The 10,960-nt window shown below is 65.5% G+C and carries 12 protein-coding genes and 2 pseudogenes; 6 read left to right on the plus strand and 8 right to left on the minus strand.

Annotation, left to right across the window (positions count from 1 at the left end; translation table 11 throughout):
- Positions 1 to 42 precede the first annotated feature (42 nt).
- Entirely contained in the window at positions 43 to 225 is a 183-nt protein-coding gene (locus AC2CQI_RS09340; protein ID WP_484579970.1) for a DUF6021 family protein, read from the minus strand.
- A gap of 238 nt (positions 226 to 463) precedes the next feature.
- Here AC2CQI_RS09340 and AC2CQI_RS09345 point away from each other — a divergent pair.
- Positions 464 to 622 (plus strand): annotated as a pseudogene (locus AC2CQI_RS09345) (con-10 family general stress protein); the annotation flags it as partial.
- A 27-nt stretch (positions 623 to 649) separates the two neighbouring features.
- Here the strand turns inward: AC2CQI_RS09345 and AC2CQI_RS09350 are convergent.
- Positions 650 to 1,828 (minus strand): MFS transporter, encoded by a 1,179-nt coding sequence (locus tag AC2CQI_RS09350; RefSeq protein WP_484579971.1) that lies wholly within the window; start codon positions 1,826 to 1,828, stop codon positions 650 to 652.
- A 110-nt stretch (positions 1,829 to 1,938) separates the two neighbouring features.
- On the opposite strand from AC2CQI_RS09350, the gene AC2CQI_RS09355 reads away from it, so the two are divergent.
- The gene (locus AC2CQI_RS09355; protein ID WP_484579972.1) at positions 1,939 to 2,832 is read left to right on the plus strand and encodes a LysR family transcriptional regulator; all 894 of its coding nucleotides are present in this window, start codon (positions 1,939 to 1,941) and stop codon (positions 2,830 to 2,832) included.
- Here the strand turns inward: AC2CQI_RS09355 and AC2CQI_RS09360 are convergent.
- On the minus strand, positions 2,824 to 3,300 hold the full coding sequence (locus tag AC2CQI_RS09360) for a VOC family protein (protein ID WP_075805117.1): 477 nt from the start codon (positions 3,298 to 3,300) through the stop codon (positions 2,824 to 2,826). The genes AC2CQI_RS09355 and AC2CQI_RS09360 overlap by 9 nt on opposite strands.
- Positions 3,301 to 3,328: 28 nt before the next feature.
- Entirely contained in the window at positions 3,329 to 4,204 is an 876-nt protein-coding gene (locus tag AC2CQI_RS09365; protein WP_075805116.1) for an AEC family transporter, read from the minus strand.
- Between the two features lie 161 nt (positions 4,205 to 4,365).
- Between AC2CQI_RS09365 and AC2CQI_RS09370 the strand changes: the two genes are divergently transcribed.
- Positions 4,366 to 5,553, plus strand: a complete 1,188-nt coding sequence (locus AC2CQI_RS09370; protein WP_484579973.1) for an MFS transporter — start codon at positions 4,366 to 4,368, stop codon at positions 5,551 to 5,553.
- 103 nt (positions 5,554 to 5,656) lie between these two features.
- Here the strand turns inward: AC2CQI_RS09370 and AC2CQI_RS09375 are convergent, their stop codons facing one another.
- From AC2CQI_RS09375 to AC2CQI_RS09385, 3 genes are all read right to left on the minus strand, one after another.
- Positions 5,657 to 6,205, minus strand: coding sequence for a TetR/AcrR family transcriptional regulator (locus AC2CQI_RS09375; RefSeq protein ID WP_484579974.1), 549 nt, complete (start codon positions 6,203 to 6,205; stop codon positions 5,657 to 5,659).
- A gap of 71 nt (positions 6,206 to 6,276) precedes the next feature.
- The gene (locus tag AC2CQI_RS09380; RefSeq protein WP_075805113.1) at positions 6,277 to 6,513 is read right to left on the minus strand and encodes a hypothetical protein; all 237 of its coding nucleotides are present in this window, start codon (positions 6,511 to 6,513) and stop codon (positions 6,277 to 6,279) included.
- Between the two features lie 61 nt (positions 6,514 to 6,574).
- Complete coding sequence (locus tag AC2CQI_RS09385; RefSeq protein WP_075805112.1) at positions 6,575 to 7,000, minus strand: hypothetical protein; 426 nt, start codon at positions 6,998 to 7,000, stop codon at positions 6,575 to 6,577.
- Between the two features lie 249 nt (positions 7,001 to 7,249).
- On the opposite strand from AC2CQI_RS09385, the pseudogene AC2CQI_RS09390 reads away from it, so the two are divergent.
- Positions 7,250 to 7,941: pseudogene (locus tag AC2CQI_RS09390) on the plus strand (class I SAM-dependent methyltransferase).
- On the opposite strand, the gene AC2CQI_RS09395 reads toward AC2CQI_RS09390, so the two are convergent.
- Positions 7,928 to 8,539 carry a TetR/AcrR family transcriptional regulator gene (locus AC2CQI_RS09395; protein WP_484579975.1) on the minus strand — a complete coding sequence of 204 codons (612 nt, stop codon included), beginning with the start codon at positions 8,537 to 8,539 and terminating at the stop codon, positions 7,928 to 7,930. The pseudogene AC2CQI_RS09390 and the gene AC2CQI_RS09395 overlap by 14 nt on opposite strands.
- Positions 8,540 to 8,656: 117 nt before the next feature.
- Between AC2CQI_RS09395 and AC2CQI_RS09400 the strand changes: the two genes are divergently transcribed.
- Both AC2CQI_RS09400 and glsB read left to right on the plus strand, forming a co-directional pair.
- On the plus strand, positions 8,657 to 9,874 hold the full coding sequence (locus tag AC2CQI_RS09400; RefSeq protein ID WP_075805109.1) for an MFS transporter: 1,218 nt from the start codon (positions 8,657 to 8,659) through the stop codon (positions 9,872 to 9,874).
- Positions 9,875 to 9,942: 68 nt separating this feature from the next.
- Positions 9,943 to 10,863 carry a glutaminase B gene (gene glsB / locus AC2CQI_RS09405; protein ID WP_075805108.1) on the plus strand — a complete coding sequence of 307 codons (921 nt, stop codon included), beginning with the start codon at positions 9,943 to 9,945 and terminating at the stop codon, positions 10,861 to 10,863.
- Positions 10,864 to 10,960 lie beyond the last annotated feature (97 nt).

Raw genomic sequence — 10,960 nt, forward strand, 5'->3', positions numbered from 1 at the left:
GCTGGCTTGCCAGCGATAGGGCCTGGGAGAACGCCCAATTCCTCAGCTCCGATCCCCACCCTTGCTGTCCCCCGGCCCGCCCTTGGGCGCCTTGGCCGGCCCGACCGGATCCACCTGTGGATCCTCGAGATCCGGCGAATCCGGATCGAAACCCGGATCATCCTTGCCACTGGAATGCTCCGAAGAATGCGGCCCCTGGTCGTGGCGCGGCTTGTCGTGGTTCATGACGATGCTCCCGTAACGAATGTCCTGCGTTAGGTTGCATCCGGCCGCAGAGCGTTCCATCCATTTCCCTTGGCCCGCCAACCTTTACGACAATTCGTCGGCCCGTGCCGAATCGCGTTGAGCAGCGACACCGCAGCCCTCGTCGTACCTGTACGCAGGGCATCCTGTGTGCACACTTGAAACCGACATGAGGTGAAGGATCATGGCCAACGATCAAGGCAAACCCGCACACTCCAATCCGGGCAATTTCGCCAATGACCGGCAGAAAGCCGCCGAAGCCGGCCGTAAAGGCGGCCAGTCCTCGGGCGGCAATTTTGCCAACGACCGCCAGCGCGCGTCCGAAGCCGGACGTCTTGGCGGCCAGAACAGCCATGGTGGCGGACGCAAGAGCCAGTGACCGATCTGGGCCCCGCGGGGCCCTTTTTCATGGGGTGAAACCGTGGCGCCGGGCGCTCCACACCAGGCTCAGGGTGACCCCGAGCAAAAGCACCAGTACCGGCGCGAACGCCACAACGCCAAACTGCTTCAGCAACACGCCCCCGAGTATTCCGCCCCCGGCGATCGCCGAATTCCATGCCGTGACCAGCATCGACTGGGCCACATCCGCCGCCTCCCCCGCCGCCTTGGCCAGCGCGGTCTGGAACAGCGTCGGCACGCCGCCGAAGGCCAGGCCCCAGACCGCAACCGAAGCCAGGATCAGCATCGGGCTGTCGCTCAGACCCAGTACCAGGGCTGCCACGCCAAACAGCAGGCTACTGACCAGGGTCAGCACCCGCAGATGCCGGTCGATCAGCACGCCGGTGATCCAGATCCCCAGGAGCGATGCTGCGCCGAAGACCAACAGCACCAGGTCGGTCCGATCCCCCATCCCCGCCTCGGCCAGGAACGGCGCGATATAGGTGTAGAGAATGTTGTGCGCAAGCACGAACAGCAGCACCACCGCCAGCACCGGGCGCACCCCGCCCAGAGTGAAGACCTTGCCCAGCGACAAACGCTGTCCCGCGCCCTGCCCCGGAAAGTCCGGAACCTTGATCCGCACCCAGACCATCAAGCCCAGCGCCAGCAGGCTCATCAGCCCGAAACACAGGCGCCAGCCGACCAGGTTGCCCAGCCAGGTCCCCGCCGGCACACCCAGCGACAGCGCCAACGGCGTACCGACCATGGCGATGGCGATAGCCCGGCCTTTCTGCGCCTCGCTGACCATCCGCGCCGCGTATCCGGCGACCAGTGCCCAGAGCAATCCGGCGGACACCCCGGCAACGAAGCGCGCCGCCAGGGTCAGGCCGACATTGGCGGACAGGGTGGTGACGCCGTTGGCGACCACGAACCCGGCCAGCGCCGTCAGCAGCAGACGGCGCCGGCGTACGCCACGGGTAAGCGCAATCAGGGGAATGGCCGCGACCAGCGAACCGATGGCGTACAAGGTCACCAGTTGCCCGGCCAGCGCTTCGGAAATCCTCAGGTCGCCGCTGATCGCCGGCAGCAAACCGGCGGGCAACGCCTCGGTGAGGATGGTGATGAAGCCGGCCAGCGCCAGGGCCAGTAGCGCGGCGATCGGCAAGGGCGTCGCGTCGTCCATCGGGGTGGTGCTGGAAAGTGCCATGGTGCCGTCCTGTGCCAAATGAGGCGGCCATGCTGGAGCTATCGTCGATACAAGACAATAATGCCCGGACTCAAAACATATCGGACAAAATGTCCGCAATAGGCGCAGTGATGGAATCGCTCAACGGCATTGCCTTTTTCGTTCAGGCGGCGGAAACCCGCAGCTACTCGGCGGCGGGACGCCAGCTTGGGGTTTCGGCCTCGGCGGTGGGCAAAAGCATCTGCCGTCTGGAGCAGCGCCTCGGCGTGCGCCTGTTCCACCGCAGCACCCGCAGCATCACCCTGACGGCCGAGGGCTCGCTGTTTCTCGAACGCTGCCGGCGGATCCTGTGCGAAGTGGAAGCGGCCGAACTGGAGTTGTCGGAAACCTGGCAGGCACCCCGCGGGCGCCTGCGGGTCAGCCTGCCCCTGGTGGGCATGCTGGTGATGCCAGCGCTGACCGCATTCATGCACCGGTACCCGGAAATCGAACTGGACCTGGACTTCACCGATCGCCTGGTGGATGTGATCGACGAAGGCTTCGATGTGGTAATGCGCACCGGCGAGCCTGCCGATTCCCGGCTGATGTCACGGCCGCTGGGCACCTACCACCTGCAGATCGTCGCCGCCCCGGACTACCTGGCCCGTCGTGGTACACCCCAGGTACCCGGCGACCTGGCGCAGCACGCCTGCCTGCAGTACAAGCTGCACACCACCGGCAAGTTCGAGCCATGGCCGCTGAAGGATGCACAAGGCACTCGGGACTGGAAGCTGCCGGCCTCGATGGCCTGCAACACCTCCGCCGCCCTGGTCGACGTGGCCCTGGCCGGCCTCGGCATCGCCTGCCTGCCGGACTTCATGGTGCGTCAGGCGATCGCCCGGGGTGAGCTGGTGGCATTGCTGGAGGCGCATGTCGAGCACCAGGGCAGCTTCCGCCTGCTCTGGCCGTCGAGCAAGCAACTGGCGCCGAAGCTGCGGGTGTTCATCGACTTCATGTGCGCCGAGCTGTTCAAGCCGTCAGCCTGATTCCGCAGGGGACAGGGCAAAGGCGCTGCGGATGAAATGCTCCAGCTCGTCGGCCTGGAGAATCTCGATGGACAACTGCCCGAAGCGCTTGGGCAACCAGATGATCCGCACCCCGCTGGGCGAGTCCAGGTGCTCGCGCAGCAGCGGCTGGCCGTTCTCGTCCTCGGGCTGTTCGCCCTTGGCGACGAGTTCGTCATAGGCCACGAGGATATCCGGGGTGGTGTAGCACTGCCGGTAGATGGTGCCCTCGCCGCAGCGCAACAACAGGTCGTGGAGGTTTCCGGCCAGGGGCTGGACCAGGATGAAGCGCTCGCTGCCGAACAAAACCACCGCGTAACGCACATGCAGGCCGTCGCGCTGCCAGGTGAAGGGCCGCGAGACCTGGGCCGAAAACACCCGGGCGTAGTGGGCGCAGGCGCTTTCCAGGTCGGCGACGAGGATGTCGGTGTGGCTGAATTTCAGGTCCATGGTCGAGGTTCTCCGGTACTCAAATCTGTTACATCCACCCCGCCAGCACCACCGGCAACCACACGAACGACAGCACGGTGGAGCACATCACCACATTCGCCACCTGCTCCGGCGAGCGGTTGGCGCGTACCGCCAGCAGGTAGTTGAACACCGCCACGGGCATTGCCGTCTGCATCACCAGGATCGCCCGCTCCAGGGTGTTCAGGTCGAGCAAGGCACCGATCCCCCAGCCCACGCCAGCACCGAGCACGATGCGCAGCGCGCCGATCAGCATGCCGCTGGCGACGTCGCTGAGGCGGATGCTGGCCAGGGACACGCCGAGGGTCAGGAGCATCAGCGGGATGGTCATGCCGCCCAGCAGGTCGACGGTGTTGCCCAGCCACAGCGGCAGCTTGATATCGAAGAAGATCAGCGGCAAGGCCAGCACCAGGCTGATGACGATGGGATTCTTCAGCAGCGAGCGGAAGTTTGCCGCGCCACCTGAGATGGCGATGCCGAGGGTGAACTGGAAGCTCGACAGGGTCAGGAAGAATGCCACCGCCAGGGCCAGGCCCTGGTCACCGAAGGCATACAGCGCCACGGGCAAGCCCATGTTGCCGGTGTTGGGGAACATGAACGCCGGCATCAGCACGCGCCAGTGCTGGCGGAATGCGCGGCTGACCAGATAGCCGATACCCGCCATGACCACCATGCAGATCACGCAGGCCAGGGCCATGCTGGCGAACGCCGCCGGCTCCAGGCGGGTGCGGTGCAGGGTCGACAGCACCAGCGACGGCGTGCCGATGGTCATCACCAGGCTGGCGATGAAGTCCGTGGGATAGGCATTGCCCCGCCGCGCCCAGATAAAGCCGATCCCGGCGACAATAAAGACCGGTGCCAGAACGGCGAACAACGAAGCCAGCATGGGGCGTGTTCCTTGGCAAAAACAGCCATGCTAGGGGCCTGCGACCGTCTGACGCAAGGCTTTGCCGGACCTCGGGGACGTTGACCCGGGAATTTCATCACCGTAGGATAGCTTATCGTACACATGTACGAATGAAGATATCTCTGCGCAGGAAATCCCCGATGTCGATCCACGTCAGCGCCGGCGCCCGCCGTGCGCTTTATCTCCTGTTCCTGATTCCCGGGCTGACCATGGCCACCTGGGTCACCCGCACGCCGGCCTTGCGCGATGGCCTGGCGGCGTCCACCGAGCAGATGGGCCTGATCCTCTTTGGCTTTTCCGCCGGGGCCATGAGCGGGATTCTCAGCGCCGGCCCCTTGGTGGCGCGGCTTGGCAGCCATCGCCTGACCCTGATCGGTCTGCTCGCCCTGCCCTTGAGCCTGTGTGTGCTGGCAGCCGGCAGTGACCTGCTGAGCATGGCCGGGGCCTTTGCCGGGCTGTTCATCTTCGGCCTGGGCATGGGCTGGGCAGAGATCGCGGTGAATATCGAGGGCGCGGCGGTGGAGCGGGCGTCTGGGCGCTCGATCATGACCACCCTGCATGGTTTCTTCAGCCTCGGCACGCTGCTGGGAGCGCTGGCCGGGATGGCCATGACGGCCCTGGAAGTGCCGCTGGGCCGGCATCTGTGGACGATTGCACTGTTGTCGGTGTTGCTGGTACTGGCCTTGATCGGCAAGGCGCCACGGCTCAGCGAGCAGGAAAGTACGGGGCATGCCAATGGATCGACCGCCCCATTACGCAACCTGCTCGCCGATCGCCGACTGCTGCTGATCTGCTTCGTGGTCCTGGCCATGGCCTTGGCCGAAGGCGCGGCGAACGACTGGCTGCCGCTGTTGATGATCGACGGGCACGGCTTCGCTCATACCGCCGGGACCTTGATCTACGTGGTGTTTACCCTGGGCATGACCCTCGGGCGCTTTGCCGGGGGCCGGGTGGTGGAGCGCCTGGGGCGGGCGGCGACCTTGCGCGGCAGTGCCCTGATCGGAGCGCTGAGCCTGGGGTTGATCGTGTTCTGCGATATTCAGTGGATTGCCGCGTCGGCGGTGGTCTTGTGGGGACTGGGCGCTTCGCTTGGATTCCCGTTGGCGATCTCGGCGGCCGGGGACAGTGGCCGGGACAGCGACCAGCGGGTGCGGGTGGCAGCGACTGCCGGGTACATGGCGTTTCTGGTCGGGCCGCCTTTGCTCGGGTTCATTGGCGAGCATTTCGGCTTGCGCCTGGCGATGCTGCCAGTGCTGGGGTTGGTGGCGATGGCATTCGTGGTGGCGTCGGCGTTGCAGGATCGGCCGGGGAAACAGGCTGTGGTTTGATCTCGTTGGTTCGGGCCTCATCGCCGGCAACGCCGGCTCCCACAGGGTTCAGCGGCGCACGCGATACCTGTGGGCTTGCCAGCGATGAGGCCCGCGACATCACTCAGGAAACCGCCTTGATCAGCCGCAAAATCTCCCCCCGCTCCACCGGCGTTTTTCCCAGGGCATTGTGGATGGTGAAGCCCTCGATCAAGGCATCGATGGCCCGCGCCGCGCGCTCGTCGAAGTGCAGTTGCAGGGCCTTGCGCGACAGGGCCATCCAGTCATCCATGATGTGCATGTACTCGGGAAAGCGCGACACGAAGGAATACAGCTCGAAGATCAGCAGCATCTGCCCGGAGACCTTCCACAGGTCACCGCAGATCAGGTCCGCCACCACCTCCCGCGCCTGGGCCTTGTCGCGGGCCTCGCGCAGCTTGCTGTAATAGATCCCGGCAATCCCCTCGCTCATACGCACGAAGGCCGCGGCGATGATCTCGTTCATGCAGGTGAAATGGTAGGTCACCGTGCCCGGCGACACCTTGGCCCGCGCGGCAATGCGCCGGGATGTGGCCCCGACCACGCCATCCTCGACGATCATCGCCAGGGCGGCGTCGATGATCACGTTCTTGATTTCAAGACCCAGGGAGTCCTCTTTGCGGGGTCGACCCATGTCTGCCTCGATGGTGCGGGGGATTAGGCCGGGGAGGATAACAGGGTGCAGGTTTTCCAGGCAGCTCGAACTCACGGCTGCCGGCCGACCACCTCGATCCAGGTCAGCCCCATCCGTTGAGCCTGCTCCAGAATCTCCTCCGGCGTGGCATCGGCAGACGGCATGACCAGGCTGTTCTCGCCGTCGCCAAAGTGCAGCACCAGCAGGTGCATGGCGGCTTCGTGGAGCGGCAGCTCGGTTTGCTTGAGGTCGAAGGTATGGGACTGGGGTTTGTCGTTGAACAGGTAGTTGAGAGTGAAATGGGCCATGGAACGCTCCGGGCAATGGGCTAGGGACTGAAGCAACTGACCTACAGGTCAGCTTTTTGGTTCAGATCCTGTTCCAGACCTGGACCAGCCCGAGCAGATGAACCAGTCCGTAACCGGTGCAGATCAGCGAGCTGACGGCAATAAAGCGCCCAGTGCGCCCGGTATTGCGCAGGAGCACGGGCCCGAGGATACCGCGCAGCAGGTAGACCAGGGTGATCAGGCACAGCGCCGGGCGCAGCAGTGGCAGCGGGCCGATCACCCCGGCGCCGGACAAGGCGTACGCGGCCCAGACCGTCAGGACGGCGGCGATGAACAGGGTGATCAGGGTCGGAAGTTTCCGGCCTTTCTCGGCGGCGCGGACCATGCGCTCGCCGGCACCGAGAAGGCGGTAGCCGGCTGGGCCCTGCTGGATGCACCAGAGGTGCGCGAGGGCGGCGAGCAGGCTGAGGGTGGCGGCGAAAATCAGGGGGAGGTTGTGGTCCGTCATCTTGGGTGCTTCTCCTTGAAGGGCGTCAAGCATAAACACCAATCTCGGGGCTGACCAATAACCCTGTGGGAGCTGGCTTGCCAGCGATGAGGCCGACATGACAATGATGTTGTCAGATAGGGCCAAATCGCTGGCAAGCCAGCTCCCACAGGGTTCTGATGTGTCCTTAGGATCGGGGGCTTGACAGCTCTGCGAGAATAAAAGGAAACACCACCCTCGATACCGCGTCGAAAAGACAGGAAGACTCCCATGCACAACGACGAACTCAAGGCCCTGTTCGACCAGCAGGCCGCCGGCTACGACCAGCAGTGGGCCGGCATGGCGCCGATCCGCGACAACCTGCATTCCTGCTCGGCTCACTGTTTACCAGCCTGCCGGACAATGCCCGGATCCTCGCCGTCGGCGCCGGGACCGGCGCGGAAATCGGCTATCTGGCCGCGCGCAATCCAGGCTGGCGTTTCATCGCCCTCGACCCTTCCGGCGCCATGCTGGAAGTGTGCCGCGAGAGGGCACGGCGAGAGGGCTTTCTGGAACGCTGCGATTTCCATGAAGGCTATCTGGAAAACCTGGATAGCGCGCCGACCTACGACGCCAGCACCTGCTTCCTGGTCTCGCAGTTTTTCCTCGATCCCGCCGCACGCAGCACCTTCTTCGGCGAAATCGCCCAGCGCCTGAAACCCGGAGGCCTGCTCGCCAGCGCCGACCTGTCGGCCGACACCGCCTCCCCCGCCTACGACACCCTGCTCCACGCCTGGATGTCGCTGATGTCCTCCGCCGGCGTGCAGCCGGAGGCGCTGGAGCGAGCCCGGGCCGCCTATGCCAGGGATGTGGCGATCCTGCCCCGGGAGCAGGTCGCACGGATCATCGAGGCCGGCGGTTTCAGCCATTCGCTGCCCTTCTTCCAGGCCGGCCTGATGCACGGCTGGATCAGCCGCCGCTAAGCTCCCAGACCCGCATCACCCGGGTGATCGCCGCATCGATCACGGCATGCGGCGTGTCATCCCGGGCCAGGATCGAGATGCCCTGGAGGAAGCTGTCGAACACCGTCCCCAGCACCTCGGCCTGGGTCTCCCCGGGCAACTCGCCCGCGCTGATCCCGCGTTCAACACAACGCAGAAGCCCGGCCCGGGTACGCTGCCGCGAGTGTGTCAGTGCTGACGTCACCCGGGCGTTTTCCGGACTCGGGGCACTCATCACCCCCAGCGCAACCATGCAGCCACGCGGGTGCCCGTCCTCGCATTGCATCCGCGCCGACTGGCGCAGCGCGGTTTCGATGGCCAGCCGCGGCGACAGGCCTTCATCCCACAGGCATTCGGTGACCTGGGCGTAGGTCGCCAGGTAGCGCTCCACGCACTCGTTGAACAACGCCTCCTTGGAACCGAAGGCGGCATAGAAACTCGGTGCGGAAATGCCGCCACCCAGCCCGGCCTTGAGCTGGGCCAGGGAGGTGGCGTCGTAGCCATGCTGCCAGAACAGGTGCAGCGCCTGCTCCAGCGCCTGGTCACGATCGAAGGTGCGCGGACGGCCCATTTGCGCCATGGGGAAACTCCTCGGGACAAGGACTTCGATACTAGTTGATACATAAGTCGTTGACAACGCAGCCGCAGGCCCGCCAACATTTGTACCGATCGATATCTAACTCAAGGAACCTTTCCCGTGACCGCCTCGCTCTCCCTCCCCGCGACAGACCAGCGCCTGCCCCTCGGCGCCCTGCTCGCCCTGGCCATGACCGGCTTTCTCTGCATCGTCACCGAAACCCTGCCGGCCGGATTGTTGCCGCTTATCAGCGCCGGGCTCGATATTTCCCCGTCCATGGCCGGGCAGATGGTGACCGCCTATGCCCTCGGTTCGGTGCTGGCGGTGATCCCCATGACCATCGCCACCCGCGGCTGGCGGCGACGCAATGTGCTGTTGCTGACCATCGTCGGTTTCCTGCTGTTCAACTCCATCACCGCCCTCTCCTCCCACTACGGCGTGACCCTGGTCGCACGTTTCTGCGCCGGGGTCTGCGCAGGCCTGGCCTGGAGCCTGCTGGCCGGCTATGCCCGGCGCATGGTCGCGCCGCATCAGCAAGGCAAGGCCCTGGCGGTGGCCATGGTCGGCACACCGATCGCGCTGTCCCTCGGCGTGCCGCTGGGCACCTGGCTGGGCAGTGCCATGGGCTGGCGCGCGACCTTCGGCCTGATGTCGCTGCTGACCCTGGTGCTGATCGCCTGGGTGCTGGTCAAGGTCCCGGACTATCCGCCGCAAGCCGCGCACCAGCGCCAGTCCTTGCACCAGGTGCTGACCACGCCCGGCGTGCGTCCGGTACTGGCGGTGGTGATCAGCTGGATGCTGGCGCACAACATTCTCTACACCTACATCGCGCCGTTCGTAGCCCAGGCCGGCCTGGAAACACGGGTTGACCTAGTGCTGCTGGTGTTCGGCATGTTCGCCCTGGCGGGCATCTGGCTCACGGCGAAACGGGTCGAACCGGCACTGCGGGCAACCACCCTCGCCAGCCTCGTCGGCTTTGCCGCAGTCACCCTGGTCTTCGCCCTGTGCGCCGACCAGCCCCTGGTGATCTACCTCGGCGTGGCCGCGTGGGGGCTGAGTTTCGGCGGTGCCGCGACCCTGCTGCAGACCGCCCTGGCCGATGCCGCCGGGGAAGGTGCGGATGTCGCCCTGTCGCTCAACGTGGTGGCCTGGAACAGCGCCATCGCCGGCAGCGGCGTGGTCGGCGGAGTGCTGCTCGACCACTGGGGCGCGGCAGCCTTCCCTTGGGCGATGCTGGTACTGATCGGCATTGGCTTGCTGATCGCCTGGAGTGCCCATCGCCACGGCTTCACCCCGGGGCCGAGAACCCCGGGCAGCGCGGCGGCGAGCGGGCACTGAGCACGTGCCTCGGGCGCGTGGCGCATCGTCTGTGACTACTCCATGCTCCCGCACCCAAGGCCGTCGCGATGCAAGACATGCTGCAAGAGATCCTCGACCAGGTCCGCCCCCTGCTCAGCCAGGGCCAGGTCGCGCAATACATCCCCGCCCTCGCCCAGGTCGAGCCGAACCAGCTGGGCATCGCCGTGCACAGCCTGGACGGCCAGTTGTACTGCGCTGGCGACGCGCATACGCCGTTCTCGATCCAGAGCATTTCCAAGGTCTTCAGCCTGGTCCAGGCCATCAACCACAGCGGCGAGGAGATCTGGACACGGCTGGGCTACGAGCCGTCCGGGCAGGCGTTCAACTCGCTGGTCCAGCTGGAAGTGGAAAAGGGCCGGCCGCGCAATCCGTTCATCAATGCCGGGGCCCTGGTGATCTGCGATATCAACCAGTCGCGCTTCGCCACCCCGGCCCTGTCCATGCGCGACTTCGTCCGGCGCCTGGCGGGCAATCCGCGGATCGTCAGCGATGCCGTGGTGGCCGAATCCGAGTACCAGCACCGCGCACGCAACGCCGCCATGGCCTGGCTGATGACCGCCTTCGGCAATTTCCATAACGATGTGGATGCAGTGCTGCGCAGCTATTTCCATCACTGTGCGCTGTCGATGAACTGCGTGGATGTGGCGCGTGGTTTCGCCTTCCTGGCCAACAGCGGCTATTGCCCGCATAGCGGCGAGCAGATCCTCAGCCCGCGCCAGGCCCAGCAGGTCAACGCGATCATGGCCACCAGCGGGCTGTATGACGAAGCGGGGAATTTCGCCTATCGGGTGGGGTTGCCGGGCAAGAGTGGTGTCGGCGGCGGAATCGTTGCAGTGGTGCCGGGGCGCTACAGCATCTGCGTGTGGTCGCCGGCACTGAATGCCTCGGGGAATTCGCTGGCGGGGTTGCGGGCGCTGGAGTTACTGAGCGAGCGGATTACCGGGTCGGTGTTTTCGGCGGTGCCGTAGAGGCGGGGCTGCGCGAGTGTCGCCAGCGACACGGCCCTTGCAGACACACCAATAAAAAAGGCCGCCGGGTCTCCCCGGCGGCCTTTTTCATTACAGG

The sequence above is a fragment of the Pseudomonas sp. P2S-1 genome, assembly GCF_057197725.1.

What these genes read in the sequence shown, in the direction of transcription:
- AC2CQI_RS09380 (WP_075805113.1), bottom strand. Translation starts at nt 6,513, where the DNA reads ATGGCCCATTTCACTCTCAACTACCTGTTCAACGACAAACCCCAGTCC.
- AC2CQI_RS09385 (WP_075805112.1), bottom strand. Translation starts at nt 7,000, where the DNA reads ATGACGGACCACAACCTCCCCCTGATTTTCGCCGCCACCCTCAGCCTG.
- AC2CQI_RS09395 (WP_484579975.1), bottom strand. Translation starts at nt 8,539, where the DNA reads ATGGCGCAAATGGGCCGTCCGCGCACCTTCGATCGTGACCAGGCGCTG.
- AC2CQI_RS09365 (WP_075805116.1), bottom strand. Translation starts at nt 4,204, where the DNA reads ATGCTGGCTTCGTTGTTCGCCGTTCTGGCACCGGTCTTTATTGTCGCC.
- AC2CQI_RS09375 (WP_484579974.1), bottom strand. Translation starts at nt 6,205, where the DNA reads ATGGGTCGACCCCGCAAAGAGGACTCCCTGGGTCTTGAAATCAAGAAC.
- glsB (WP_075805108.1), top strand. Translation starts at nt 9,943, where the DNA reads ATGCAAGACATGCTGCAAGAGATCCTCGACCAGGTCCGCCCCCTGCTC.
- AC2CQI_RS09350 (WP_484579971.1), bottom strand. Translation starts at nt 1,828, where the DNA reads ATGGCACTTTCCAGCACCACCCCGATGGACGACGCGACGCCCTTGCCG.
- AC2CQI_RS09340 (WP_484579970.1), bottom strand. Translation starts at nt 225, where the DNA reads ATGAACCACGACAAGCCGCGCCACGACCAGGGGCCGCATTCTTCGGAG.
- AC2CQI_RS09370 (WP_484579973.1), top strand. Translation starts at nt 4,366, where the DNA reads ATGTCGATCCACGTCAGCGCCGGCGCCCGCCGTGCGCTTTATCTCCTG.
- AC2CQI_RS09355 (WP_484579972.1), top strand. Translation starts at nt 1,939, where the DNA reads ATGGAATCGCTCAACGGCATTGCCTTTTTCGTTCAGGCGGCGGAAACC.
- AC2CQI_RS09360 (WP_075805117.1), bottom strand. Translation starts at nt 3,300, where the DNA reads ATGGACCTGAAATTCAGCCACACCGACATCCTCGTCGCCGACCTGGAA.